Origin of the sequence: Phyllobacterium sophorae (assembly GCF_003010965.1) — a bacterium.
Classification (GTDB): domain Bacteria; phylum Pseudomonadota; class Alphaproteobacteria; order Rhizobiales; family Rhizobiaceae; genus Phyllobacterium; species Phyllobacterium sophorae.
In genome coordinates, this window is sequence record NZ_PGGM01000006.1 from 247,054 (window position 1) to 271,134 (window position 24,081).

The window sequence follows — 24,081 nt, forward strand, 5'->3', positions numbered from 1 at the left end:
CGAACACAAATCTCCAGTACCAACATGCCCTAGACCGGCGCGAAGCGCCAGAGATGGCTTATTTTTCTTCGGAAATTCACGACAACTGTTCGATCCGTTACTCCAGAGTGCGGTAATGCATCTGCGGTATAGCTGCGGTAAGATATCGATCGGAGTCTGTCGCACTCCGGGGAAAGATGGGCATGGAACGTCACCTGGCAGCCGTCCTGATCGCCGATGTCGTTGGTTATGGCCGCTTGAGCCAGATCGACGAGGAGGGCACGCGCGCCCGTTTTCAAAGCGATCTGAAGGAAGTCTTTGAACCGAAGATCGCCAGGCATCACGGCCGGCTGGTCAAGACCATGGGCGATGGCCTTTTGGTCGAGTTCCACAGCGTGGTCGATGCATTGCGCTGCGCGGTCGAGGTGCAGCAGCAGAAGGCGAAGCGGAATGCCGTTGCCCCGGCTGAACAGCGGCTCGACTTTCGCGTCGGCGTCAATCTCGGCGATATCATCGTCGAGGGTGAAGACATTCACGGCGACGGCGTCAACATCGCGGACCGGATACAGGCACTGGCGGAGCCTGGTGGAATTGCCATTTCCGGGACGACCTATGATCAGGTGAAATCGAAGCTGCCGGTTGGCTACATCTCGCTCGGCGAACAGAAGGTCAAGAGCATTACCGAGCCTGTCCGGGTATACCGTGTCGTGCTCGATCCGGCAGCAGCGGGCAAGACAATCGGCACGCGGAGTAACCTGCGCGCATGGCGTATTGCGGTTGCCGCCGCGGCGGCCGTCGCTTTTATCCTTGCCGGTGTGGCGCTCTGGTGGCAGCCATGGACTCTGATCTGGCCGCCGTCGCCAACCGAGCGGTTCGCCTATCCACTGCCTGACAAGCCTTCGGTCGCGGTGCTTCCCTTCATCAATGTCAGCGGCGATACGAAGCAGGACCATCTGGCGGAAGGTCTGACCGACGATCTGATAACCGAGCTGTCGAAGGTTTCCGGCCTGTTCGTGATCGCCCGGCATTCCGTGTTCGCGGTTCGCGATACGGCCGGCAAGATCCAGGATGTGGCTGCGGAACTCGGCGTCCACTATGTTCTCGAGGGCACGCTGCAGCGGGCCGATTCACGGCTTCGGATCAACGTCAAGCTGATCGACGCGCTCACGGGTCTCTCATTATGGGCCGAGCGATACGATCGCCAATATGTCGACCTCTTTGCGGTACAGGACGATGTTATCGGCAAGATAATTTCGGCCTTGGCGGTCAAGCTCAGCGAAGGAGAGCGCGACCAGCTGGCGCGGATACCGACGGACAACCTTGAGGCCTATGACTACTATATGAGAGCCGAGCAGGAGGGTTTCCTTTACAGCGACGTCGAGACCTATCGCCGGACCCTGTCATTCTACCAGAAGGCAATCGATCTCGATCCGGGTTTTGCCAATGCGCATGCCGGGATTGCCCGCGTTGCCGTCGATGTTTGGCGCAACGATTACAACTATCTGTGGTCGGCTGCAGTGGCAAGGAAAATTGCCTATGACGCGGCGGGGCAAGCCTTGAAGCTGGACCCGAACAACGCGCGCGCGCACACCGTCCTGGCTTTGCTGCAGCTGGTAGACGGTCGCGAGACCGAGGCGAAGGAATCGGCGAACAGGGCAGTGGAAGCACAGCCGAACGATGCGGAAGCAGTTGGCAACTTGGCGTTGATCCTTGCTCAGACCGGCAGCAGGGCTCAAGCGGTTGCGGAAATGGAGAAAGCACTGCGGCTTGATCCCACGCCGGCGCCGGCCTTTCAGTTGCTGGCTGGCATCGTTTTCTATACGGCGCGCGACATTGACCAAGCCATCCCCCTGATGGAGGCCGCGCGCGACGCCCTGCCCAATGCCGAACCCGCGCGCGAATATCTTGCGGCGGCCTATGTCGACCGGGGCGAACGGACGCCTGCGGCGCGGGAAACGGAAAAATTACTGCAGCTGTTTCCGGACAGCAATCTAACCTACTACAGCTACCTTTACGACTACTGGCGCGAAGACGATCTTCGCTATCATCTGACTGGCCTGCGGGAGGCAGGCATTCCCGAGTGGCCCTTCAGCTTTGCCGGAAAGGACGCAGATCAGATCGGCGGCGAGGATCTGCGCAATCTGGTCGATGGCAAGACGTGGGCCGGCAAGCACAAGAACGGTACCGAGTTCATGCAGTATTTCGACAAGGCCGGAAACACAGCCTATCGCAGCTCCAACACCAACATCACCGGCGTCGTTGAGGTCAACGAAAACCGCCTGTGCGAAAAGTTCGTGGGATATTTCCAGGATCGTATGGTGTGCGGCTATGTTTACCGCAATACGTCGCCCGAGCAGCGTGACATGCAATACGTTCATGTCACGCCACAGGCATTGAAATACTTTTCACTGACAAATTGACAGGCGTGTCTAAACGTCAGTTGGCGGAAGGTGCCTGCCAGTTCTTTTGCACTTTCTCCGTAACCAGCGTGCGTTCGACATCGGACCAATGCTTTTGCGAGTCGGTGAGCTTGGTCGGGTTCTTCTCGAAGCCATCGGCCGCCCCCGGATCGTAACTTATGTAGAGCTTGCCTTCGATGATGCGCCAGGCTTTGGGGTCAACATTGGTGGTAACCGTGCCGAACGAGACACCATCAGCGCAGTATCCGCCGTATTGCGGGGCGTACTTGGCCGGATCAGCAGCAAAAAGGTCGCGATTTTCCGCGCTGGCGAAATGCCAGGTCGCGCCCAGCCACTGGTGTGAATATTTGGCAGATCCCTGCATGGCCTGGTGCTGGGTGAAATAGGCGACCGGGTCGTATCCCTTGATCGCAACATTACCGAAATAGCCGGTATTGACGAATTCTTCGGCTATAGCGGGCTGAACGAGCGAGAGTGCAAACGCGGCGGCACCAACTGCCACGCCCAATCGAAACCCGCGTTTCATAGTAGAATCAGACATTGTGTTTTCTCCGTTTCCTCCTGCAGCGAAACGTCATTTTCGCTTCGTGCATTCGGTATAAAGCCACTGGCCGACAAGATCGGCCGGCTGACAGACCGCGCCCGCTTTCATCAGCAGGCCCGCTGCATCCCAATGTTCACGCCATCCCGCTTGCGTTAGCGGCGAATAGCCGTTCCTTTCCTTTGCTTCGATGTCGGCCTTATTGGCCAGCAGGAAAGCAACTACATCCGCATGTCCCTCTTCGGCGGCCGCATGCAGCGGTGACATGTGGTAGAAGTTCTTGGCGTCGTTGACTGCAGCTCCTTTGATGACAAGCAATTCCACGACATCGAGATTTCCGCCGTATGCCGCCGCGTGCAGCGCCGTCAGACCGCCCTTGTTGCGAATCTCGATGTCGGCCCCGCGTTCGAGCAGTAGGGCCACGACATCGGCATGCCCGGCCAGCGATGCAATCAGCAGCGCTGGCTCACCCGCATTGTCGGGCTCGACAACGTTGGCGCCTTGGTCCAGCGCCTGTTTCACGCGCCCGACATCTCCGTCTTTCGCCGCGTCATGCAAAGGCCCCGCCAGTGCGGCCGAGATCCCGAGCACGATGCCAGCAATTACAATGCAAAGAAACTTCACTGCACGTCCCTCCGCTCTATCTCGGTTTCTCTTGAGCGGAATTGAAGGAAATTATCACGTACACATTCCACGAACAAGGATTAGGCATTTAACTCATCCCTTAAGCGGCGCTTCGGGAGCCCGGCGAAGGCCTGCTGTTTCGACGCGATCTCCGGGCCCGGATTACCTCGAGTGCGAGGTCCTGATCGTCCTCAAGCGTGCCACATTACCCGTATGGCCGAAATCCACGTCGTGCCAACCCGGGGCGGAGCTATCGGTTCTGGAGCATGCCCGGGCAATCTCGGGATGCCGCTTGACCCACCTTTTCAGAGCGCTCCAGGCGGGACTTTCTGCGAACGATAATTTCCGCAGCCGGCCCGCAATCGGTATGCCAAACTCTCGCGCAAGGACTTCCACGTCCTCGTCGCTGAATAGTGGCAGGACGATGAGTGGATGGTCATGCTTGCAGATGGCATACCAGCGCCTGCCAGCACTTCTTGAAATGACCAGCGCGCTTCCGAGTGGGGCGCCTTGACCAAATGTTCGATTCTCCAGCATTTTCAGATATGGACCGTCGGCATAAACGGTCCCCGTAAAAAGGCGGCCGCAGATCTCAACCCGATAGAATTCATGTCTGTCCGGCATCCGGTTCTCCTTTGAAGAGGATTTGACGCAGGTACAACGTTAGCTACTCGGCAAATCATACATGGCTGCAAGCGCGGATATTGATGAGTATCCGGATTCGGCGCATCACCCTCCGGGGTGATCCCTTTGGGTTAAGCGATGTCCGGAAGAGGCGTCCTTGCACGGCCATCGGCAATATGAAGGGCCATTCTCAACCACCAAATTGACTGGTGCAAGCAGCGCTCCACTTTATTGCGTTGTGAGCTGTATAATACAGCGGCAAGAGTCGGTCCCATGTGCGCGGCAACCGGCTCACTGCAGCGAAATCGGAGCGGTATGATGGGTATTTTTGTCGAGAAGCTGATTGGACTGGCCGGGAGGCAATCCGGGCGTGCCAAGTGCGATGTTCCAGCGGGGACCATGAATGATCTGGCATTGCGCAAGCAATCGCCCGCCATCGCCATCGCCATAGCCTTGTTTTGTATCCTGGCTATTCCGGGCCGGCCGGCTGTCGCTGCCGAGTGCAATACGTCGCCTTCGCCCGGATTGGATTGGGGCGATTGCAACAAGCGAAACCTGATCATACCCGGTAGTGAGCTTGAGGGCGCCAATCTGTTCAGCACCGATTTTACCCTGACTGACCTTAGCGGCGCCAATTTGAAGTCAGCGAATTTGGAAAAGGCGACACTGGTACGCTCGTTGCTCGCAGGGGCCAAGGCGGAGAAGGCCAACTTCGCCAGAATTGAAGCCTACCGCTGCAGTTTCGCCAATGCTTCGGCCGATGGCGCTACCTTCGCCGCCGCGGAACTGCAGCGCGCCAATTTCAGCGGGGCACAGCTCACCGGAGTCAGCTTCGAGAAGGCGGAACTTGGACGCGCCGATTTCAGCAAGGCAGTGTTGACGGGTGCCCGTTTTTCGCTCGCCAACCTTTCACGGGCTAACCTGAGTAACGCGATTTTTGAGGGCCCGATCGTATTTGATCGCGCGTTCATGTTCCTGACCCGGATAGAGGGGATGGACCTGACGGCTGCGCAGGGCCTCGAGCAGCAGCAGGTCGATCTTGCTTGCGGAAATACCGCCACCAAGCTGCCAGCAGGTCTGAAGACTCCGGCCAGTTGGCCCTGTGCATCTGAATGACATCGCTCTGGAGCAAGTTTTGGACAAGGCCTGCTCTAGGTGCGCCGGACCTGCCAGGCGAGCTGTGTCAGTGCCGCGCCGACGCTGATCAGTTGAATCCCAAGCAGCAGCCCGACGAGCCAAAGCGCCGTGACCGGGAGACTGGCCCAGAGAACCAGCGAGAGCAGAATCCCGACCAGTCCGCTGGCAAGCACCCATCCCCAGTTGGGAAATGGCCGGATCGTTAGCGAGAAGACGATCTTCGAGATACCCTCGATCATGAAGAACACGATCAGGAGAAGCGTGACCGTCAGCAGGCCCTGTGCCGGATCCCGCAAGAAGAGGAAGCCGATGAGCAGGGCAAGGATGACGGAGACGAGCTGCAGCCAGAAATGCGGCACGTGTCGCGCGCCAAGCAGGCCGATGCCCTGCGCAAGGCCGCTGATGATCAACAGCCATCCCAGAAGGATGATGACTGCGACCGATGAGATCACGGGATAGATGATCGCCAGGATACCGGCGGCGACCAGTACGATACCTTGGATGAGATACCATAACGAGTATCGCTTGACCGTTTCCCGCATTGCCTCACGGAAGACTTCCGCAGCGGCGTCCAATGACATTGCCATGAACCTTCTCCCTTTTGATACTGCTGGGGTAACGCAGCACGGCGCACGCATCGCCACGCTCCGGAACTCGTCCGGCAATCATGATTCTTGATGGTCGCAACGTGCAAGTACGTAACGGTAACAGGTCCTGACCTCCTTGGGCTTTGGAGACTCCTCCTGACGTTGGTGATTGCATAGTATACCAGAACAATGCAGCATACCGCTCCCTTGGCATGTGGGGGCAAGCCAATGGAGCCGGACGATTTCTCCCGGGATTGGCACTTGTTGCCGTAAGGCCTCACGAGAGGGCTGATACAGCAGTCATGACACGCGCGCAGCAAGTGGGTGTAATTATCGGTCTCGCGATCGTGGCGGCGCTCACGATTCTGCGGGCGAGTGATCCGCCACTGCTCAAGCAGGCGCGCGAAGTAACATTCGACGAATATCAGCGCCTGGCGCCCCGCGCATTCGAGAACCTGCCCGTCCGGGTCATCGACATCGACGAAGCATCGCTGCGCGAGTTCGGGCAGTGGCCATGGCCGAGAGACCGGATTGCCACCCTCGTAGACAGACTCTCCGACATGGGAGCATCGGCAATTGCGTTCGACATTCTCTTCGCTGAACCCGATCGCCTGTCGCCGCGCACCGTCGTTCGTGACGTGCCCGGAATTGACGCCGGACTGCTTGGCCAATTGCCGGACAATGACGAGATCTTCGCGCGCGCAATTGCTGGAAAGCCGGTCGTGCTGGGCTTTGGCCTGTCCAACGAGGGAAACTATCGCCCGCCTGTGAAAGCGGGCTTTGCCTTTACAGGTGAAAGTCCCCTTGGCGCGCCTCCCAGTATCAAAGCCGCGACACCCTTGCGACCGCAACTCGAGGCCAATGCCGCGGGCATAGGGCATATCAGCCTCAATCCTGGTGCCGCTTCGAACGTGGTTCGCGCTGTACCGCTTGTCCTGAGCGATGGCGAGCAGCTCTATCCCAACCTTGCGCTTGAAGCGCTGCGCGTCGCTCAAGGTGCGTCGACCTACCTTCTGGCCGACGCGCCGAACGTGCCGGACACCATAACCCAGGTCAAGATCGGCGACTTCATTGTACCGGTGACGGCGGCGGGCGAACTATGGCTCTATGTCAGCCCCGACACTGCAGAGAGATATATTTCGGCCAGACAAATCCTTGCGGCCACGGGCGCGTCGCCCGCGACGAGGGCCGGCGTCGAAGGCAGCATCGTGTTTGTCGGCACATCGGCTGCAGGGCTCCAGGACATCCGTACGACCGCACTTGGGCAAAATGTCCCCGGTGTATCGCTGCACGCGCAAACCGTGGAACAGATTCTGTCCGGACGCTTTCTTTCACGGCCCGATTGGGCGGATGGCCTTGAAATCCTGTCAATCGCGGTAGCCGGAAGTTTTCTCGTGCTGGTAACCACCTTCGTCAGCCCTGCCGTTGCTCTGGCGTGCGGTCTCCTGATCACCGTGCTTGCCCTTGTCGCCTCATGGCTTGCCTTCTTCTATGCGGGGCTCCTCTTTGATCCGCTGGCTCCAATCGTCAGCGGATCGATCACCCATTTCGGTGCCACGGCGTTCCGGTTCCTGGTGATCGATCGGGAGCGCCGCGAAGTCCGGCGGGCCTTTGGCCACTATCTTTCACCATCGTTGTTGTATCGCATTGAGCACACGCCGAACGCTCTGCGCCTCGGCGGCGATGATCGCGAACTGACGGTCATGTTCGTCGATGTCCGAAATTTCACCCAGATCAGCGAGCGCCTGCCGCCTGCCGCCGTTGTTGGTTTCCTGAACACTCTTCTCGACGCGCTTAGCCATCACGTCATTGCGAACGAAGGCACCCTCGACAAGTTCATCGGGGACTCGATCATGGCCTTCTGGAACGCGCCCATCGATGTCGACAAACATGCAAGCAAGGCGGTTCACGCTGCGCTGGCCATGCGCGAGACGCTTGCGCGCCTTAATGCAGACGACGCATTCGGCTTCGGAGATGAGCAAAAAGTCGGCATTGGCATCGGTATCCATACCGGCCTTGCCTGTGTCGGGAATATGGGCGCCGAAACGCGATTCAATTATTCGGCTGTCGGCGATGCCGTCAACATAGCCGCGCGGATCGAGTCATCCTGCAAAGAGGTGAACTTCGACATTCTCGTGTCCGAGAGCACGGCCAAGATGTTGCCGGACTGTGCCTTGCTCGAGGCAGGGGCACTGGGCCTTAAAGGAAAGAGCACCCGGACGAGACTTTTCGCCGTCGCTGGCGACGAGCACCTGGCGGCGACTGCCCAATTTGCTGAATTGCAATCGATTCACCGGCAGCTGGTCGAAGCCTTGCGTTCACGGTCGGCAGCCAGCCGCAAGATCGTTAGCGCCGCAAAACTCGCGGCTGCTGGACTAACGCCCGAATTGCCTGAATTCTATCGCCGGATTTCCCGCAGGTCCGAACACTTTCTTCACGAGTCCGCAGAAAGAGCCGACCGGTCAGCGGAATAGCCGGAAGCCATGCCTGCACTGCTTCACAGAATGCTATTTGCCATGTCCGCCTCTGCCGTGGTGCCCCCTGTCATGGCGGTCGCTGTCGTAACGGCCGTGATCCGTGTCGCGGTGACCCCTGTGGTGCCTGCTATGGTCCTTGTGCGGCTTGTCATGCTTCACCTTATCCGGTTTGTGCGGTTTTTCCGGCGGGGCGGGATCATCCGGAGGAGCCGGTTTGTCAGGCGGGGAGGCCGGTGCAGGCCGGTCCGGTGGAGCGGGCCGGTCTGGCGGGGCTTGCGGGGCCCGCGGTTCCGGACTGGATTGCGGGGCAGCGCGCTCAGGGTTGCGATCCTTCGGGTTTTCAACCGATGCGAGGCCGCATCCACCAACTCCTGCAATACCTAGTCCTCCCGTGAGCTGTTGGCTGCCGGAGAGGAACGGCAGGGAGCGCTGGCTGCCAAGCGTTCTGAGCACATCCCTGGTGACCCGGCGGGGGTCAGTCATGCTGCCATTGCGTTTGGCGACGACACAATCGCACCGCCGCGTTAATTGCCTGCAGCCTCCTGGACCGCAGAATTCTGCCCGGCCGCTCAACAGGACGACGGCAGTCGTACCATCGGCGCCGATGGAGAAGTCGAAGGCAGTTCCGCGCACTCCAATCGTTCCGGCGGGCGTCAAGATCTCATAGGCCGAGGATTTCGAGTTTCCGCTGATCCAGCGGAACGTTCCCTTTGCCGCTTTGATGGTTAGCCGTTTGAGCGATTTTGTGTCGTCGTAAACAAATCTGTCGATGACCACGGACGAGCCCCATCCCACAGCAAGCTTGGTGCCGTCCTGGAAAAGAAACTGGCCAAGTCCGGATTGGGATGTCTTGATCCGTTCATCCCGGTGGACCGGGTCTTTGACCGCCAGTGGACCACTGGCACCCCTCACTTCGGTCTTGATCAGCACGGCTTCGCCGACTGGCTCGGCCGCCATTGCCGGCAACGGATTGCAAAGCGTGAGACCGAGCGCCGCGATTGCGGCGGCGCCGCACATATGCCACATCACACCCCTCCTGAACGGTTCAGTCTAACATGCTAGGGAGTGCGGGTCTCTTTACCCATTTTGGTTAGATCGTACGCAACCGTTTTCATGAGGAAGCCGGCAACCGGTCAGCCGATGTTAATGAGCACTTTTCCGCCTTCGACCTTAACCGGGTAGGTCTTGAGGTTGACGCAGACGGGCGCACCTTTCGCGTCGCCGGTCCGGTAATCGAACCGCCCGTTATGCTTCGGACATTCGATAATGTGGTCCATGACGAGACCATCTGCCAAGTGTACGTGTTCATGAGTGCAGAGTCCGTCCGTCGCGAAGTACTGGTCCTCCGGGGAGCGATAGCGAATGTCCGGCCAGCGTGATCGAAACGGATGACATCCTCCTCTTCGATGGCATCAGCATCGCAGGCGGGGATCCAGGTGTTTGCTTCAAGCGTAATCATCGCGCGCTATCCTCCTTGAAAATGATGAAGTTGCTGCTCATTCGGCCGCTACGACCGTCAATGGTAGCGGACGGCGGACATACCAGCTCGGGTCCTCCACCTGCTTGAGCACCGCGGGAATGATCTCGGCGTAACAGGCCAGAAGCCCAGGATAGGCCGGCGGGCATTCCTCCTTGATCATCTCGTGCAGTTTGGGAAGATTGTAGAAAGGCACCATTGGAAACATGTGGTGTTCGATATGGTAGTTCATGTTGATGTACATGAAGCGGAAAAAGGAATTGGTGTACCAGGTCCGCGTGCTGAGACGGTGGTCGCGAATATCCTCCTGCATGCCGGCATGCTGGGTCAGGTTGAACAACTGAGCCATGAACCCGCCGTAGAAACGGGGCAGGACGATAAACATTGCCGGCAGGATCGAGCTGGTGATGATGCATCCCAGGATAACTCCGGCAAAGATCGCGACATAGACCCGCGACGACCAGAAAACCTTGCGTTTCTCACCGTCGGGAATGAAGTGACGGCCTTCTTCGTTCAAGCCGCCGAATGCCTGCCGGAAAATGGAGCCGATCTGTTTCAGACCCGATTTGATAAAGAAGAGATCGAGGAACATTCCGGCAATGTCTGGTGGGCGCGGCACGGCGATCTCAGGGTCACGGCCGACGATAAGCGTCTCGGTATGGTGGCGGGAGTGGCTCCAACGCCAATAATGCCCTTCATGCAACGTCATGAAGCCGTTGAGATGATAGAGGATTTCATTGATCCGGCGCGTCTTGAACGGGGTTCCGTGCGACAGCTCATGTGCATGGTGATCGGACATCGAATAGACGAGACCGTAGACGAGGAAAGCAGGGACACACCACAATGTCCCCCAGGTGAGAAACGCCGCAGATCCTGAGCCGGCGAGCAAGGCCAGCCACATGCCGAAGTGCCGCAAGCCGGCAGCGTCGGATCGCTTGATTAATTGCTTGAACGCTTTCCTGTCTACCCTGGCGGAAAACCACTCCGCTTCGACTTTGTCCTCGAACGTGTCTCCAGTGATGTCAGCTGCGCCGCTCGCATCGCCGACGAGCGCGTAGCTGCGATACGTTCTTTCCATGATGGCCTCCCATTCCTCCCGCCAACAGCGAGCCGGCGATGAGCGATCTTATGTTTCTGGAGAGATTCATTCAACAGTTTGACATTTTTTCTTTCAAAAATTGCCGAAAACGCCGATACTCAAGATGAAAGAATAGTTTCATGGAGATCGGTATGCGGCGTCCAAACATGTCTGCTCTGGCGAAGGAGGCCGGTGTTGGCCTTTCCACGGTCGATCGTGTGCTGAACGGACGCGCCGATGTGCGCGAAGAAACGGCGCGGCGTGTACTCGATGCGGCCGAACGCATCGGCTTCTATGCAACCCCGCTTCTGAGGCAGCGTCTGAAGGCGGATCTGCCGCAGCGGACATTTGCCTTCCTGCTTCAACAGAAATCGACTGCTTTCTACAAATTGCTTGGCGAGGCTCTGCAAAAGGCAACAGACGAATGTGCGTTGGTCCGGAGCAAGGCCGTCATCGAGTTTATGGACGATCTCACGCCGGGAGCCATAGCGGAAACCCTGCTGCGGATGGGCAGGATCGCAGACGGTGTTGCAGTGGTGGCCGCCGACCACCCCAACGTGACTGCGGCCATCGAAACGCTCAGCTCGAAATCGATCCCGGTCGTCGCGCTGATTTCCGATCTGACGGCGGCGTCGCGGGCGGGCTATGCCGGTCTTGATAACAGGAAGGTAGGGCGAACAGCCGCTTGGTTCCTGTCGAACATGCTGCCGGCAAATTCGACTGTATCGATCTTCGTAGGCAGCCACCGCTATCTTTGTCAGGAGGCTTGCGAGAGCGGGTTCAGGTCGTATCTTCGGGAAAGCGCTCCGGACTTCGTTCTGATTGATCCTGTCGCGACGCTCGAGCGTGACGAATACGCTTTTGAGGCGACCCTAAATCTGTTGCGGCAGCGTCCCGGCATAAACGGCCTGTATATCGCAGGCGGGGGCATCGAGGGCGTATTGAAGGCGGTGAGGGAAGCCGGCCGGGAGCGCACGCTTCCAATCGTCGGGCATGATCTGACCGAAACCACGGCTCGCGGATTGATTGATGGAACCTTAAAGATTGTCCTCTCCCATCCGATCGACGCTATCGCAAAAGGGACAGTGGAACTCCTGGTGGAACGGAGCCTTCAGCCGCAGACCGGGTGGCAGTACGCACACCAGAATTATCCGATGCAGATTTTTTCTCCGGAGAGCTTGTAGCGATCAAGAGTATTCGCGCATGCTGTCGCGCTGCGGACGGCGAGGGCGCTTCACTTGCGTAGTTACTGTTACGTACTTTTCTCCAGTTGCAATCAAATGCATGTTGGGGGGTAGGCTGACATGATGTACTGTGGCGGCAGTCTTGGAGGGGCGGAACATTGGACAGCAGTCTACATCCCGCGGCGGTGGAACACCTGCCAGCTTTTGTTACGGCGCCTGGCCAAACTGACTGGCTATTCAACGTCGTCGTCGTTGTCCTCCTGGCAATGATCCTGCTCATCGGCAATATCTATTTCAAACTCCATGCACTACCCGAGCAAATGGCCCATCGCACGAAAAAGGTGCAAATGGAGTTGGTGGCTGTCCTGGCGCTTATCTCCCTGTTTACCCATAACCATCTTTTCTGGATTGCCGGTTTGTTGCTTGCGCTGATCGATCTGCCGGATTTTTCGACACCAATGGGTTCAATGGCACAGTCGCTCGAAAAACTCTCGGGTCGTAATACTGAAGTAAAGGAGGAGGCCATCGTCCCACCGCCCCCTGATGTGTCACCGAAATCTGATGCTGCGGGCGGAGGTATTTGAGTCATGTTTGAGCTCATTCTCTGTTCCATGCTCACGGTGTTGCCCGATTATCTTTTCCGCCGCTACGTCCAAGGAAAGCGCATCGGGCGCGAGATTACCCTCTATACGATGTGGTACGAATTACGCTGGGGAATTACGGCGTGCCTGTTGCTGACTGTTTCGTTGATCACCCTTATCTTTTACTATCATCCTTCGACAAAGAACGTCACCGCGATATTCCGTACCGTGACCATCCTCCCGGAAACCACCGGCCGCGTTGCCGAGGTGTTTGTTGGCGTCAATGCGAAGGTAGAATCAGGCGCGCCGCTATTCCGGCTCGACAGCTCCGAACAGGAGGCGGCGCGGGAGACGGCGCAACGCCGCATAGCTGAAACCGTCGCCGAGACGACAGTGGCGCAAACAGAACTGGCCGCGGCGGACGGTCTCATTCAGCAGGCGCAGGGCGCATACCAGCAAGCTTTGGACGAGTTGGCGACGAGGCAAGAGCTTCTGCGGCGCAGGGCGGACGTTTCGGTCCGCGAGGTTGAGCGCTTGCAAGTCGTCGCGGACGGCCGGAAAGGTGGGCTTGACGCCTCTGTTGCAAACAAGCGGACGATCGAGACGAAACTGGACTCGCTCCTGCCTGCTCAGAAGGCGAGTGCAGAGGCAGCGCTCGCGCAGGCACAAGTCGAGCTGGATAAAACCCTGGTTCGGGCCGGCGTCGCTGGAACCGTCCAGCAGTTCACGCTTCGGCCCGGCGATATTGTAAACACGATGATCCGGCCGGCCGGCATTCTCGTCCCGCAAGAGGCCGGACGTGGAGCACTGATTGCCGGCTTTGGTCAGATCGAGGCGCAGGTGATGAAAAAGGGGATGATTGCCGAGGCCACGTGTATCGGCAAGCCATTTACGATCATTCCCATGGTCGTCACTGAAGTACAGGATGTTATCGCCGCGGGACAATTGCGGCCGACAGACCAACTTGTCGATGTACGGCAGATTGCCCAGGGAGGGACACTCACCGTCTTCCTCGAACCGCTCTATCCCGGTCTGCTGGCCGGCTTGCCGCCAGGCAGCAGCTGTATCGCCAATGCCTATACCAACAATCATGAAGCTCTCGCCGCAAAAGATATTGGCACAGCAGAATGGATGTTCCTGCATGTCGTCGATGCGATAGCGATCGTGCATGCGATGATTCTTCGAATTCAGGCGCTGCTGCTGCCCGTCCAGACGCTCGTGTTGGGAGGCCACTGAGACTCTGAGATTCAGGAAAGGCGCCAGACCGCAAGTAAAAGCGTTTCAGAACTGTGGTAGAACTATTTCATGGACTTTCAGCACTTTACGCTCAAGCGGCTCACACCGGACGACATCTCGCTCCTCCGCCAGTTGAATGCCTTGTTCGGCAATGCATTTTCTGATCCCGGGGCATATGGAAGCGAGCCGCCGACTGATGTGTATTTGAGGGGCATTCTTGCCAAGGATCACATTGTGGCCCTGGTTGCACTGGCAGGCGAAGGTCTCGCCGGCGGGCTCGTCGCCTACGAACTCGACAAGTTTGAGCAGGCGCGGCGTGAGTTCTATATCTACGACCTCGCGGTTGACGAAAACTATCGCCGTCAGGGAATAGCGACGTCTCTGATCCACCGCTTACGGGATATTGCCAGGCACCGCGGCGCCTGGGTCGTATATGTTCAGGCGGATCACGGTGACGATCCGGCGATCGCATTGTACGAAAAGCTCGGGGTACGCGAAGACGTACTGCATTTCGACATCGGCGTGGACTGACATGGGCATCGACAGGCAGCCCTTATCGTAGTGGCAGCGCGTACGTCTGTTTCACGATCTGGCTCGGTATGTCCGTCTTGACGTTCTGGATACCGTTGACCTTGGTAAGGTGCGTTGACTGGAAGTGCCGGTAGTCGTCGAGGTCAGCAACGGCGACACGCAGCAGGGCGTCGCTCTCGCCCAACATGATGTAGCACTCCAACACCTGTGGGAGCTTCTTCATTGCCTCCATGAAATGGTCGATGGTCTCCGCATCCTGTGCGGTCAGCCATACGCGCGCAAACATCGAGAGCGGCAATCCCACTTTCTCCGGCTTGAGCACCGCCACATAGCGGTCGATGATCCCGGCGTCTTCGAGAAGCTTGACCCGCCGCAAACAGGGCGATGGAGACAAGCCGACTTCCCTCGCCAGCTCGACATTTTGCAGCCGGCCGTCGCGCTGCAGGGCACGTAAGATACGCTTGTCCAGTTCGTCGAGGCGCATTGGCATTTCCTGCTAACAATAGCCGGTTCCCTGATTTCGATTCCAATTATGTAATAAAAATTGGCATCTACGCAACCCGGTTGCGTGCATCCGGGCCTATGATGCCAGTCATGGAAACGACGACTTTGCTCCTTTTCGCTGCCACTGTACTCCCGCTCATCTGTACCCCGGGTCCGGATATGCTGTTCGTGGCTTCGCAAGCACTTTCCGGCGGAGCACCGGCCGGCCTGCGGTCAACGGCAGGTGTCTGCATCGGCTACATTGTGCACTCGGCGCTGGTGGCCCTGGGTGTAGCCGCCATCGTCGCGGCCTCACCGGGTCTCTTCGCCGCACTTCGCTGGGTCGGCGTCGCCTACCTGGCCTACCTGGCTTTCCAGCTTATCAAGTCGGCCATGAAGGCCGGCATGCTTACTCTGGTGACCGCGGCGAACAAAAATCAGCTTCAACGGGGTTTCTTGACCGCGTTCCTCAACCCCAAGGGGATGATGATCTATTTTGCAATCCTGCCGCAATTCATCCACCATGAAGGAAACATCGCCCTGCAAGCGTCGATGCTCTCTGCACTCTTCATTGGCTTGTGCGGCCTTATCTACACAATTCTGAGTTTCGTCGTTGCGGCCGCTGGCAAGCGCGGCGGTTTCAGCGATCATCATCGCAGATGCGTTGAAGGCGCGGCCGGTGGGCTTCTGATCGTTGCCGCCGCGAGGCTTGCTGTGAGCTAGCGGTTGCGGCCGGAAATGGCCGGCTCCGCGACTTCGTCCTCTTCAACGGGGATCGACGGCAAGGCCGTCGCCGCAGATTACTCCGAAAGGATTACACCTTTTGGGTGAACCAAACCGCCGGTGTCCCGACGACTCCACGGCTGCGCATCGCCTCCCAGCCTCTTTCCTGGTGCAAGCTTGAGTTGATGCGGGAACGGGGCTTCCAATGGGCATCGTCAGGCGCTGCTTCATGTCCCGTGCCGGCGCTCATTCGGGTGCGGCAATACGAATGGGGCGTGTTCCGACGGGAGCGCCGGTCTCACGATCAATGGTAACCGGGTCGATCTCCGTTCCGGTCTCGGCGTCGAAGAAACGGGTGACATTTCCCCCGCCGCGATGCTTGCGTCCCCACGCACCGATAGCAAACAGCACCGGCAGAAAATCGCGGCCAGCTTCCGTCAGCACATATTCGTCCCGGGGCGGGCGGTCGGAATAACGGCGTTTCTCCAGCAGCCCCTCGTCAGTCAGGGCTGAAAGTCGCCCCGTCAGCATCGTCGGCGCGATACCCAGACTCTTGCGGAATTCATCAAAACGGGTGAGGCCCGCATGGGCATCCCGCATGATCAGCATGCTCCATGCATCGCCCACGAGGGCGAGGCTTCGGGCGATCAGGCATGGCTGGTTTGAAAGATTCTTCATGTCGATATCTTTTTGATAGTGACTTACTACTAAATCCATAGTAACTGATTATTCATCGATGTTCCACGACAAAATGAAGGCAAAAGCAATGAGCAAGACAGAACCCCGCGTCGCCTTGGTAACGGGCGCTTCCTCCGGAATCGGGCTGGTGACGGCAAAAGCGCTGCGGCGCGATGGCTATCGTGTCTTCGGCACCAGCCGAAAGCCAATGTCGGATACCCCGGACGGGATCACGATGCTGATCTGCGATGTAACCGATGACGCATCGGTACAGGCGGTCGTGGATGACGTTCTAAGCCGCACCGGGCAGATCGATCTACTGGTCAACAATGCCGGGATCGGGCTGCTCGGCGGCGCTGAAGAGTCCTCTGCGGCACAGGCGAAGGCTGTGTTCGACGTGAACGTGTTCGGCGTCCTGCGAATGACAAATGCAGTCCTGCCCGCAATGCGACGCCAGCAAAAGGGCCGAATTATCAACCTGAGTTCGATACTCGGGCTCATTCCCGCTCCCTATAATGCGCTCTACGCATCGACCAAACACGCTATCGAGGGCTATTCGGAATCTCTCGACCACGAGGTTAGAACGCAGGGCATCCGCGTTGTGCTTGTCGAGCCAGGTGCGACCCGCACATCCTTTGAAGAGAACCTCACCCGGCCGGACCAGCCGCTTCCCGTCTATGAGACTATTCGTGCCTACGCGGAGACGCAGATGCGGGAAGTCATTGAAAAGGGTGACGCACCCGAGGTGGTCGCCGCAGCGGTGGTAAGGGCCGCCAATGCGGCATCGCCCAAGAGGCGCTACACTGCAGGCAAAGCGGCCGCGCAAGTCCGGTTTATGCGCCGCTTCCTGCCGGAGTCCTTCGTCGACAAGAACTTGCGGAAGTTCAGTAGGCTTCCGGACTGAACGTCCATCGCCACATTATTGGCGTCGCCGCCTGACCGCAGAATCGAAAGTTTGTTCTTATGAAATCATTCCTGATCGACCGCTATGTCAAAAATGGTGCCCTGCGCTTCACGGAAAGTCCGGCGCCGGAACTGCGTGAGAATGATGTGATGGTGGAGATTCATGCCGCCAGTGTGAATGTTCTGGATGCCAAGATCAGAGATGGCGAGTTCAAGCTCATCCTGCCATACCGCCTTCCACTTATCCTCGGCAACGATTTGGCGGGCGTCGTGGTCCGGGTCGGCGCCAATGTCCGGCGGTTCAAGCCCGGTGACGAGGTCTATGCACGTCCGGCCCAGGATCGCATCGGGACATTTGCCGAATATATCGCCATGGACGAGGCCGATGTAGCGATGAAGCCGGACAACCTGACCATGGAAGAGGCCGCATCGATTCCGCTTGTCGCTCTGACGGCATGGCAGGTGCTTGTCGAGCGGGCCAACCTGCAGAAGGGGCAGAAAATCCTGATCCATGCCGGCTCGGGCGGCGTGGGCACGATCGCGATCCAGCTTGCCAAGCATCTCGGGGCTTATGTGGCGACGACCACAAGCACAGCAAATGTCGATCTCGTCGAAGGGCTCGGCGCAGATGCCGTGATCGACTACAAGAAGGACAACTTCGAGGAGGTCCTGCAGGATTACGACGTCGTACTGAACAGCCTCGGCAAAGACACGCTGGAGAAATCGCTTGGTGTGCTGAAACCGGGCGGGAAACTGATCTCGATTTCCGGTCCGCCGGACCCGGATTTCGCGAGGCAGAACGGTTCCGGCTGGCTGCTTCGACTGGTCATGCGCCTGCTGAGTTTCGGCATCAGGAGAAAATCGAAACGCCAAGGCATCGGCTATTCCTTCCACTTCATGACGGCCAATGGCGCGCAGCTTGGTCAGATTACCTCTCTGATCGAGGCAGGTGCCCTACGACCCGTTGTGGATCGGGTCTTTCCGTTCGAGAAGATCAATGAGGCGCTGGACTATGTCGAAACGGGTCGTGCGAAGGGAAAAGTGGTCGTCGCTGTCAAATGATGCGTGGGCCAGGGGCGATCACTGGCAGTGTGGCAGCTATGCCTGCGGCGGGATCGAATAGGTCGAGGTTGCATGTGCCACCAGTTCGCCGTTGACGGCGCTGGTCATAAAAATGTCGACCACGGCGAGCCGCTTGCCGAGTTTCAGCAGCTTGGCCGTGGCGTCGATGGGCCCGAGCTCAGGCTTGCGCAGGAAATTGATGTTCAGGTTTGTCGTTACCGCCAGGGCCACCGGCCCGATCTGCGCAAGGATGGCGACATAGGCGGTTAGGTCGGCCAGCGCAAAAAGGGTCGGTCCGGAAACCGTGCCACCTGGGCGCAAATGGCGGTCCATCGGGTCGAGCCGCATCGATGCGAAGCCGGCACCGGCATCCGTTACGGTGAATGCCATTCCATGAGCATTTACCTGCGGAAATTCACGTTCCAGAAAGGATGAAAGCGCTTCCACATCCATCAATATCCCCACAAACCTGCCTCCGCCTGTTTTCTTAAAGATTTCACTGCTATTTGTAGGGCAAGTTTTGTCCATACGGGTTGTTCTGCCGGAGGGAATTTGTGGACAAGGTCGAGGCATTTGGCAAGACCGATGTGTTTTATCGGCTTCGCCACTTTCCGCGTGGATCGCCTCGCCATCCGGGAACAGAACGGGCTCTATATAGGACAAGAATGCTCTTGTAGTTCGCATCGTCTTTACAAGGATGCCACTGATGAAACCGCCAGGATTAATTGTTGCAACCTGTTTTGCCGCGCTTGCCTATGCGGGGTTCCTCGCGACGCAAACGCCGCCACCGCCTGTGCAAACCGTTCAAGCCTTTAGTCTGCCTGACCACCCAGTCGCTTTGACCGAAGATATGGTCACGCGCTTTCTCTATGGATTTGCCCCCGTGGCCGCCACGATTCGGGAACTGGACGGCAAAGGTGAAGCGGAACAGAGAAAGGCGATATTGGATAAGAAGGCAGCAGAATTTGGCTTTGCCAGCTTTGCAGACTGGGTCGATACTACCAATACAATTATGGTCACTTATCATTGGGTGACCAATCCCGATCCGCGGCAGGAAGTGGACAAGGCGATCGGCGCGATTCCTGCGATGTCCAATCTGACCGATCAGGAAAAGGCAGATATGATCGAGGGCTTGAGGGCTGGACTTGCCAAGGTGGAGAATGCAAAACCGGACGAGGCGAACATGGCCATTGTCCGGCGCCATTTGCGCACATTGAAACCATTCTATGAGCTATGGGCGCCGCCTGCGCAATAGTCGCCGAAAGAGGAACGAAATGGGAGAAGTCCACGCCATCCGCCAAGGAGAGCCGATCGTCGGGTATGAATTGTCGGGCGGAATATTGCGGCTGACTTTGCAGAACCCGCCGGCCAATGCACTTTCTCTGGCAATGATGCAATTGCTGCTCGATCATCTCCAATCGGCGCGGGATGACGTCGCGGTTCGTGTCATTATCGTCGACTCCGCGCAGAAATTGTTTTCCGCGGGACATGATCTGAAGGAACTCAGTGCCCATCGTAAGGATGCAGATCGGGGCAGGGACTTCTTCGAAAAGACCATGCAGCTTTGCGCCGAGCTGATGCAAGCGATCGTCCGCCATCCCAAACCTGTTATCGCCGCTGTCAATGGTCTGGCGACCGCGGCGGGTTGCCAGCTGGTCGCGTCTTGTGATCTCGCGATCTGTACCGACAAATCGACGTTCTGCACGCCCGGCGTCAATATCGGCCTTTTCTGTTCGACGCCGATGGTGGCTCTTTCACGCAACGTATCCCGCAAGCAGGCGATGGAGATGCTCCTGACCGGCGAGACCATCGATGCTTCGACGGCCCGTGAATTCGGATTGGTCAACCGCGTCGTGCCCCAGGAGTATCTCGGACCGATTGTCAGGAAATATGCGCAAACCATTGCTGCCAAATCACCTTTGACGGTGAAGATCGGCAAGGAGGCGTTCTACAGGCAGGTGGAGATGGGGCTGACGGAGGCTTACGAATATGCCGCGCAAGTAATGGTAGACAACATGCTGGCGCTGGACGCGGAAGAGGGCATCAATGCATTTATCGAAAAGCGTCAGCCCGAGTGGAAGGGCGAATGATGCAGGATCATAATCACTACTCCGACAGTCTCATCCGCAGCATCCTTTCCTCGGTCAGGAGCATCGCCCTGGTCGGAGCGTCGGCCAAGGAACAGCGGCCGAGCCACACCGTCATGCAATTCCTGCTGGCCAAAGGTTATCAGGTTATCCCGGTCAATCCGGGCCTGGCCGGCAAGGAGCTTCTCGGGCAGAAGGTCTACGCCCATCTTGCCGACATTCCGGTACCAATCGATATGGTCGATGTCTTCCGCAACTCCTTTGCGGTCCCGGACCTGGTCGGTGAGGTGCTGGCGGTGAAGCCTTTGCCGAAAGTGATCTGGATGCAGCTTGGCGTGCGCCATGAAGCCGCGGCAGTCAGAGCCGAGGCGGCCGGTATCACGGTCATAATGGACCGCTGTCCGGCGATCGAATACGCCCTGCTCGGAATGGATGAATCCTGAATTTCCGGCTGTCGCATTGGTACGCACCGCGCTTCGGCCATACTGACGCGGAAATTTCTCGTGTGCAGGTAATTCCTGCTCAACTACGAGGGATTCGTGCTCAAGAATCCACAAAAATGGCTTACGAATCTCAATTGCAGGACGAATATAGATTGTATTCGGTTGCGGAAATGCCTGCTTGGCGCCAGCCTCGCAATCCCATAGCCTGATCAAACCAGCCCAATGACATGGAGACAAATATGGCGCATCGCGCACCTGGAATCGAAACACTTGCGGTCCATGCGGGCGCTAAACCAGACCCTGCGACCGGGGCAAGAGCGACGCCAATTTACCAGACGACAGCGTTCGTATTCGACGACGCTGATCATGCCGCGTCATTGTTCGGGTTGAAAGCCTTCGGCAATATTTACACCAGAATAACCAATCCAACCAACGCGGTATTGGAAGAACGTGTAGCAGCACTTGAGGGCGGCACGGCGGCGCTTGCGGTGGCATCGGGCCATGCAGCGCAACTTCTGGTATTTCACACGCTGATGCAGCCAGGTGACAATTTCGTTGCCTCGAACAAGCTTTACGGCGGGTCGATCAACCAGTTCGGCCAATCGTTCAAGTCCTTCGACTGGCGCGTGCGCTGGGCCGAAGCGGATGACCTTTCCTCCTTCGAGACCCAAATCGACGAGCGTACCCGCGCCATCTTCATCGAGAGCATCGCCAACCCTGGCGGCATCATCACCGACATCGCCGCTATTGCCGAGATCGCCCATCGGCATGACCTCCCGCTCATCGTCGACAACACTCTGGCATCGCCTTATCTCGTCCGGCCGATCGAACATGGTGCTGATATCATTGTGCATTCTGCAACGAAGTTCCTTGGCGGCCATGGCAATTCGATGGGTGGCGTCATCGTCGACTGTGGTACGTTCGACTGGTCGAAATCGGGCAATTACCCGCTGCTGTCGGAGCCGCGTTCGGAATATAACGGCGTTGTCTTGCATGAAACCTTTGGAAATTTCGCTTTTGCAATCGCCTGCCGCGTGCTTGGCTTGCGCGATCTCGGGCCGGCGCTCTCGCCCTTCAACGCATTCCAGATTCTGACGGGGATTGAGACCTTGCCTCTGCGCATGCAGCGTCATGTCGATAATGCATTGATTGTAGCTAAGTGGCTGACGAGAAACGAGAAAGTGGCGTGGGTCAGTTATGCTGGACTTCCCGAAGATCCTTACAATGCGTTGCAGAAGAAATACGCTCCAAAGGGGGCGGGTTCCGTCTTCACCTTTGGGCTCAAAGACGGTTATGACGCCGGCGTTAAACTCGTGGAAAATCTGGAGCTCTTCTCGCATCTCGCCAATCTTGGCGATACGAAATCACTGATCATCCATCCAGCATCCACGACCCACCGGCAGCTGAGCGACGAGCAAAAAATTGCCGCCGGTGCGGGGCCGGATGTGGTACGGCTATCTATTGGTATCGAGAGCGTCGAGGACATTATCGCCGATCTTGAACAGGCACTTGCAAAAGCAGGTTAAATCCATGAAACAGTTTATAAAAATCGATTTCGACGGCATCGATCCGGAACATGGAACGCCCAAACCCGAGCGCGTCATTTCCGGCGATCCGCAGTTCCGCACCTGGAATTGCGACGAGGCCGAAGGCGGGATCTATGCGGGGATGTGGGAGGCAACTCCCGGCAAGTGGAGAATCGCCTATGACGAATGGGAGTTCTGCCATATCCTGTCAGGGCGATCGATCATCGCGGAAGATGGCGGCGAAGAACACCACGTCGCAGCAGGCGATAGTTTTACATTGCGACCAGGATTTCGCGGAACATGGGAAGTGCTTGAGACAACCCGCAAGGAATACGTGATCAGGCTTTGATCACCACTCGACATCCAGCCTCTCCAGACCACGAAAATGGTAAGTATCACGGCAAATTGGCGCTTTCTTGAACCGCAGGCCGGGCAAGCGTTCGAACAGCACCTTCAATGCAACCTGAAGTTCGAGCCGCGCGAGTGGTGCGCCGATACAGAAATGAATACCCGCTCCGAATGACAGGTTCTTCTGATCGTCACGACCTGGCATAAACGCATCAGGTGAAGCAAAGGCACTCGGATCGCGGTTGCCGGCGCCCAGCATCAGCCCTATCTGGTTGCCTGGCTTGAGCAGAACGCCCCCGCCAAGATCGATCTCCTCATAGGCATAACGCGTGAACATGTGCAGGGGCGCGTCGAATCTAAGGCACTCCTCCACTGTTTTGACCGTGCTTTCCGCGTCCGCGAACAATCTCGCTGGATCGCTACCGCATTCGAGGACCGACTTCACGGCATTGCCAGTCTGGTGCACGGTGGCCTCATGCCCTGCATTGAGCAGCAGGATCGCCGTGGTAATAAGCTCGTCTTCCGAAAGTCTTGAACCATCGGATTCGGCCGCAAGCAGCAGGCTGAGAAGGTCGTCGGCCGGATCTGCGCGCCGGCGTCCGGCATAATCGCGCAAGAAGCTGGCGAATTCCGCCGCCGCTGCATTGGCACTGTTTTCCGACTGGCGTTTGCGGCCATGCATATACATCGCGACAATGCGATGCGACCAGTCGAGCAGTTGCGGTGTAGTCTCCGTCGGGACTCCTAGCATCTCCGCAATGATCGTCACCGGGATTGGCGTTGCGAATTCGCCGATGAGATCGGCTTCGCCCTCCGGCTCAAGCCGGTCGATCAATTCATGAGCAAGCGCCTCAATTCGTGGACGCAAACGCTCGACCTGACGCGAAACGAACGCGCGGTTGACCAGCGTGCGCAGGCGTGTGTGGGCCGGCGGCTCCAGCTCCAGCATCGAGAATTTTTCGATATGGTCGAAATGCTTCAAGTGCGAGCGGTCGCCGGCAACGCGTTGTGAATCCGCTGCGCTGTAGCGCTTTTCCCGGCCGAAGCGGCGGTCGCGCAGCAATTTATTGACAGCGTCATAGCCGATGAAACACCAGAAGCCGTAATCCTCCCAGAAGAAAGACTGCGTTTCCTCATGAAGCAACGCGTAGGCGGGATAAGGATTCTGGAAAAATGTCCGGTCGTGCGGATCAAGGCGCAGACGCCGGTTATTCGGGTCGAAATGGAACGATGAAGGACGGGACAGGGACATCGATGAATTTTCCGTCTATGCAAAATTGACCGCAGCCATTGAGAACTGGCCACAATCCGTTTCATATTTGGCTCGAATCTCGCTCTTTCCCAAGACATAG

General features: G+C 57.8%; 25 protein-coding genes and 1 pseudogene. 15 read left to right on the forward strand and 11 right to left on the reverse strand.

Going from position 1 to position 24,081, the window contains the following annotated elements; all coding sequences use genetic code 11:
- The first annotated feature begins 182 nt into the window (after positions 1-182).
- On the forward strand, positions 183-2,399 hold the full coding sequence (locus tag CU103_RS15595) for an adenylate/guanylate cyclase domain-containing protein (RefSeq protein WP_106664954.1): 2,217 nt from the start codon (positions 183-185) through the stop codon (positions 2,397-2,399).
- Between the two features lie 16 nt (positions 2,400-2,415).
- On the opposite strand, the gene CU103_RS15600 is transcribed toward CU103_RS15595, so the two are convergent.
- The 3 genes from CU103_RS15600 to CU103_RS15610 form a co-directional block, all read right to left on the reverse strand.
- Positions 2,416-2,940: a YHS domain-containing (seleno)protein gene (locus CU103_RS15600; protein WP_245448815.1), complete on the reverse strand. Its 525-nt coding sequence runs from the start codon at positions 2,938-2,940 to the stop codon at positions 2,416-2,418.
- 33 nt (positions 2,941-2,973) lie between these two features.
- Positions 2,974-3,564 carry an ankyrin repeat domain-containing protein gene (locus CU103_RS15605; protein WP_106664955.1) on the reverse strand — a complete coding sequence of 197 codons (591 nt, stop codon included), beginning with the start codon at positions 3,562-3,564 and terminating at the stop codon, positions 2,974-2,976.
- Between the two features lie 162 nt (positions 3,565-3,726).
- Positions 3,727-4,188, reverse strand: coding sequence for a hypothetical protein (locus CU103_RS15610; protein ID WP_106664956.1), 462 nt, complete (start codon positions 4,186-4,188; stop codon positions 3,727-3,729).
- Between the two features lie 399 nt (positions 4,189-4,587).
- Between CU103_RS15610 and CU103_RS15615 the strand changes: the two genes are divergently transcribed.
- A complete protein-coding gene (locus tag CU103_RS15615) occupies positions 4,588-5,304 on the forward strand; it encodes a pentapeptide repeat-containing protein (protein WP_106665006.1) in 717 nt (238 codons plus the stop codon).
- Between the two features lie 35 nt (positions 5,305-5,339).
- On the opposite strand, the gene CU103_RS15620 is transcribed toward CU103_RS15615, so the two are convergent.
- A complete protein-coding gene (locus CU103_RS15620; RefSeq protein ID WP_106664957.1) occupies positions 5,340-5,912 on the reverse strand; it encodes an HdeD family acid-resistance protein in 573 nt (190 codons plus the stop codon).
- Between the two features lie 302 nt (positions 5,913-6,214).
- Between CU103_RS15620 and CU103_RS15625 the strand changes: the two genes are divergently transcribed.
- Positions 6,215-8,386: a CHASE2 domain-containing protein gene (locus CU103_RS15625; RefSeq protein ID WP_106664958.1), complete on the forward strand. Its 2,172-nt coding sequence runs from the start codon at positions 6,215-6,217 to the stop codon at positions 8,384-8,386.
- A gap of 33 nt (positions 8,387-8,419) precedes the next feature.
- On the opposite strand, the gene CU103_RS15630 is transcribed toward CU103_RS15625, so the two are convergent.
- From CU103_RS15630 to CU103_RS15640, 3 genes and pseudogenes are all read right to left on the reverse strand, one after another.
- Positions 8,420-9,415 carry a FecR family protein gene (locus CU103_RS15630; protein WP_106664959.1) on the reverse strand — a complete coding sequence of 332 codons (996 nt, stop codon included), beginning with the start codon at positions 9,413-9,415 and terminating at the stop codon, positions 8,420-8,422.
- A 107-nt stretch (positions 9,416-9,522) separates the two neighbouring features.
- A pseudogene (locus CU103_RS15635) lies at positions 9,523-9,848 on the reverse strand (MocE family 2Fe-2S type ferredoxin).
- Between the two features lie 37 nt (positions 9,849-9,885).
- Positions 9,886-10,944 (reverse strand): fatty acid desaturase, encoded by a 1,059-nt coding sequence (locus CU103_RS15640; protein WP_106664960.1) that lies wholly within the window; start codon positions 10,942-10,944, stop codon positions 9,886-9,888.
- Positions 10,945-11,096: 152 nt separating this feature from the next.
- Between CU103_RS15640 and CU103_RS15645 the strand changes: the two genes are divergently transcribed.
- The 4 genes from CU103_RS15645 to CU103_RS15660 all read left to right on the forward strand — a co-directional run bounded on the left by CU103_RS15645 (position 11,097) and on the right by CU103_RS15660 (position 14,476).
- Positions 11,097-12,128, forward strand: coding sequence for a LacI family DNA-binding transcriptional regulator (locus tag CU103_RS15645; protein WP_162739735.1), 1,032 nt, complete (start codon positions 11,097-11,099; stop codon positions 12,126-12,128).
- A 158-nt stretch (positions 12,129-12,286) separates the two neighbouring features.
- Entirely contained in the window at positions 12,287-12,712 is a 426-nt protein-coding gene (locus CU103_RS15650; RefSeq protein WP_106664962.1) for a hypothetical protein, read from the forward strand.
- Positions 12,713-12,715: 3 nt separating this feature from the next.
- Positions 12,716-13,945: an HlyD family secretion protein gene (locus tag CU103_RS15655; RefSeq protein WP_106664963.1), complete on the forward strand. Its 1,230-nt coding sequence runs from the start codon at positions 12,716-12,718 to the stop codon at positions 13,943-13,945.
- Positions 13,946-14,014: 69 nt separating this feature from the next.
- The gene (locus tag CU103_RS15660) at positions 14,015-14,476 is read left to right on the forward strand and encodes an AAC(3)-I family aminoglycoside N-acetyltransferase (RefSeq protein WP_106664964.1); all 462 of its coding nucleotides are present in this window, start codon (positions 14,015-14,017) and stop codon (positions 14,474-14,476) included.
- A 22-nt stretch (positions 14,477-14,498) separates the two neighbouring features.
- Here CU103_RS15660 and CU103_RS15665 read toward each other — a convergent pair whose 3' ends face one another.
- Positions 14,499-14,960 (reverse strand): Lrp/AsnC family transcriptional regulator, encoded by a 462-nt coding sequence (locus tag CU103_RS15665; RefSeq protein ID WP_106664965.1) that lies wholly within the window; start codon positions 14,958-14,960, stop codon positions 14,499-14,501.
- A 110-nt stretch (positions 14,961-15,070) separates the two neighbouring features.
- Here CU103_RS15665 and CU103_RS15670 point away from each other — a divergent pair, with 110 nt between their 5' ends.
- Positions 15,071-15,682: a LysE family translocator gene (locus CU103_RS15670; RefSeq protein WP_106664966.1), complete on the forward strand. Its 612-nt coding sequence runs from the start codon at positions 15,071-15,073 to the stop codon at positions 15,680-15,682.
- Between the two features lie 246 nt (positions 15,683-15,928).
- Here CU103_RS15670 and CU103_RS15675 read toward each other — a convergent pair whose 3' ends face one another.
- Complete coding sequence (locus CU103_RS15675) at positions 15,929-16,360, reverse strand: winged helix-turn-helix transcriptional regulator (RefSeq protein ID WP_106664967.1); 432 nt, start codon at positions 16,358-16,360, stop codon at positions 15,929-15,931.
- 88 nt (positions 16,361-16,448) lie between these two features.
- On the opposite strand from CU103_RS15675, the gene CU103_RS15680 reads away from it, so the two are divergent.
- Both CU103_RS15680 and CU103_RS15685 read left to right on the forward strand, forming a co-directional pair.
- The gene (locus CU103_RS15680; protein WP_106665007.1) at positions 16,449-17,264 is read left to right on the forward strand and encodes an oxidoreductase; all 816 of its coding nucleotides are present in this window, start codon (positions 16,449-16,451) and stop codon (positions 17,262-17,264) included.
- Between the two features lie 59 nt (positions 17,265-17,323).
- Positions 17,324-18,325, forward strand: coding sequence for an NADP-dependent oxidoreductase (locus tag CU103_RS15685; RefSeq protein WP_106664968.1), 1,002 nt, complete (start codon positions 17,324-17,326; stop codon positions 18,323-18,325).
- Positions 18,326-18,361: 36 nt separating this feature from the next.
- Here the strand turns inward: CU103_RS15685 and CU103_RS15690 are convergent, their stop codons facing one another.
- Positions 18,362-18,778 (reverse strand): PaaI family thioesterase, encoded by a 417-nt coding sequence (locus tag CU103_RS15690; protein WP_210203765.1) that lies wholly within the window; start codon positions 18,776-18,778, stop codon positions 18,362-18,364.
- A gap of 253 nt (positions 18,779-19,031) precedes the next feature.
- Between CU103_RS15690 and CU103_RS15695 the strand changes: the two genes are divergently transcribed.
- The 5 genes from CU103_RS15695 to CU103_RS15715 all read left to right on the forward strand — a co-directional run bounded on the left by CU103_RS15695 (position 19,032) and on the right by CU103_RS15715 (position 22,730).
- Positions 19,032-19,580 carry a hypothetical protein gene (locus CU103_RS15695; RefSeq protein WP_106664970.1) on the forward strand — a complete coding sequence of 183 codons (549 nt, stop codon included), beginning with the start codon at positions 19,032-19,034 and terminating at the stop codon, positions 19,578-19,580.
- A 19-nt stretch (positions 19,581-19,599) separates the two neighbouring features.
- A complete protein-coding gene (locus tag CU103_RS15700) occupies positions 19,600-20,415 on the forward strand; it encodes an enoyl-CoA hydratase (RefSeq protein ID WP_106665008.1) in 816 nt (271 codons plus the stop codon).
- Positions 20,412-20,855, forward strand: a complete 444-nt coding sequence (locus tag CU103_RS15705) for a CoA-binding protein (RefSeq protein ID WP_245448818.1) — start codon at positions 20,412-20,414, stop codon at positions 20,853-20,855. Before CU103_RS15700 ends, CU103_RS15705 begins: the two co-directional genes overlap by 4 nt.
- A gap of 239 nt (positions 20,856-21,094) precedes the next feature.
- Positions 21,095-22,381, forward strand: a complete 1,287-nt coding sequence (locus CU103_RS15710; RefSeq protein ID WP_106664971.1) for an O-acetylhomoserine aminocarboxypropyltransferase — start codon at positions 21,095-21,097, stop codon at positions 22,379-22,381.
- Between the two features lie 4 nt (positions 22,382-22,385).
- Complete coding sequence (locus tag CU103_RS15715) at positions 22,386-22,730, forward strand: cupin domain-containing protein (RefSeq protein ID WP_106664972.1); 345 nt, start codon at positions 22,386-22,388, stop codon at positions 22,728-22,730.
- On the opposite strand, the gene CU103_RS15720 is transcribed toward CU103_RS15715, so the two are convergent.
- Positions 22,731-23,981 (reverse strand): cytochrome P450, encoded by a 1,251-nt coding sequence (locus CU103_RS15720; protein ID WP_106664973.1) that lies wholly within the window; start codon positions 23,979-23,981, stop codon positions 22,731-22,733.
- Positions 23,982-24,081 lie beyond the last annotated feature (100 nt).

Bases quoted from the DNA above. Each gene is read 5' to 3' on its own strand.
- CU103_RS15710 (WP_106664971.1), top strand. From the start codon at position 21,095: ATGGCGCATCGCGCACCTGGAATCGAAACACTTGCGGTCCATGCGGGC.
- CU103_RS15685 (WP_106664968.1), top strand. From the start codon at position 17,324: ATGAAATCATTCCTGATCGACCGCTATGTCAAAAATGGTGCCCTGCGC.
- CU103_RS15675 (WP_106664967.1), bottom strand. From the start codon at position 16,360: ATGAAGAATCTTTCAAACCAGCCATGCCTGATCGCCCGAAGCCTCGCC.
- CU103_RS15665 (WP_106664965.1), bottom strand. From the start codon at position 14,960: ATGCGCCTCGACGAACTGGACAAGCGTATCTTACGTGCCCTGCAGCGC.
- CU103_RS15600 (WP_245448815.1), bottom strand. From the start codon at position 2,940: ATGTCTGATTCTACTATGAAACGCGGGTTTCGATTGGGCGTGGCAGTT.
- CU103_RS15690 (WP_210203765.1), bottom strand. From the start codon at position 18,778: ATGGATGTGGAAGCGCTTTCATCCTTTCTGGAACGTGAATTTCCGCAG.
- CU103_RS15670 (WP_106664966.1), top strand. From the start codon at position 15,071: ATGGAAACGACGACTTTGCTCCTTTTCGCTGCCACTGTACTCCCGCTC.
- CU103_RS15625 (WP_106664958.1), top strand. From the start codon at position 6,215: ATGACACGCGCGCAGCAAGTGGGTGTAATTATCGGTCTCGCGATCGTG.
- CU103_RS15655 (WP_106664963.1), top strand. From the start codon at position 12,716: ATGTTTGAGCTCATTCTCTGTTCCATGCTCACGGTGTTGCCCGATTAT.
- CU103_RS15700 (WP_106665008.1), top strand. From the start codon at position 19,600: ATGGGAGAAGTCCACGCCATCCGCCAAGGAGAGCCGATCGTCGGGTAT.
- CU103_RS15610 (WP_106664956.1), bottom strand. From the start codon at position 4,188: ATGCCGGACAGACATGAATTCTATCGGGTTGAGATCTGCGGCCGCCTT.
- CU103_RS15615 (WP_106665006.1), top strand. From the start codon at position 4,588: ATGAATGATCTGGCATTGCGCAAGCAATCGCCCGCCATCGCCATCGCC.
- CU103_RS15595 (WP_106664954.1), top strand. From the start codon at position 183: ATGGAACGTCACCTGGCAGCCGTCCTGATCGCCGATGTCGTTGGTTAT.
- CU103_RS15645 (WP_162739735.1), top strand. From the start codon at position 11,097: ATGCGGCGTCCAAACATGTCTGCTCTGGCGAAGGAGGCCGGTGTTGGC.
- CU103_RS15660 (WP_106664964.1), top strand. From the start codon at position 14,015: ATGGACTTTCAGCACTTTACGCTCAAGCGGCTCACACCGGACGACATC.
- CU103_RS15720 (WP_106664973.1), bottom strand. From the start codon at position 23,981: ATGTCCCTGTCCCGTCCTTCATCGTTCCATTTCGACCCGAATAACCGG.
- CU103_RS15630 (WP_106664959.1), bottom strand. From the start codon at position 9,415: ATGTGGCATATGTGCGGCGCCGCCGCAATCGCGGCGCTCGGTCTCACG.
- CU103_RS15680 (WP_106665007.1), top strand. From the start codon at position 16,449: ATGAGCAAGACAGAACCCCGCGTCGCCTTGGTAACGGGCGCTTCCTCC.
- CU103_RS15640 (WP_106664960.1), bottom strand. From the start codon at position 10,944: ATGGAAAGAACGTATCGCAGCTACGCGCTCGTCGGCGATGCGAGCGGC.
- CU103_RS15695 (WP_106664970.1), top strand. From the start codon at position 19,032: ATGAAACCGCCAGGATTAATTGTTGCAACCTGTTTTGCCGCGCTTGCC.
- CU103_RS15715 (WP_106664972.1), top strand. From the start codon at position 22,386: ATGAAACAGTTTATAAAAATCGATTTCGACGGCATCGATCCGGAACAT.
- CU103_RS15705 (WP_245448818.1), top strand. From the start codon at position 20,412: ATGATGCAGGATCATAATCACTACTCCGACAGTCTCATCCGCAGCATC.
- CU103_RS15620 (WP_106664957.1), bottom strand. From the start codon at position 5,912: ATGGCAATGTCATTGGACGCCGCTGCGGAAGTCTTCCGTGAGGCAATG.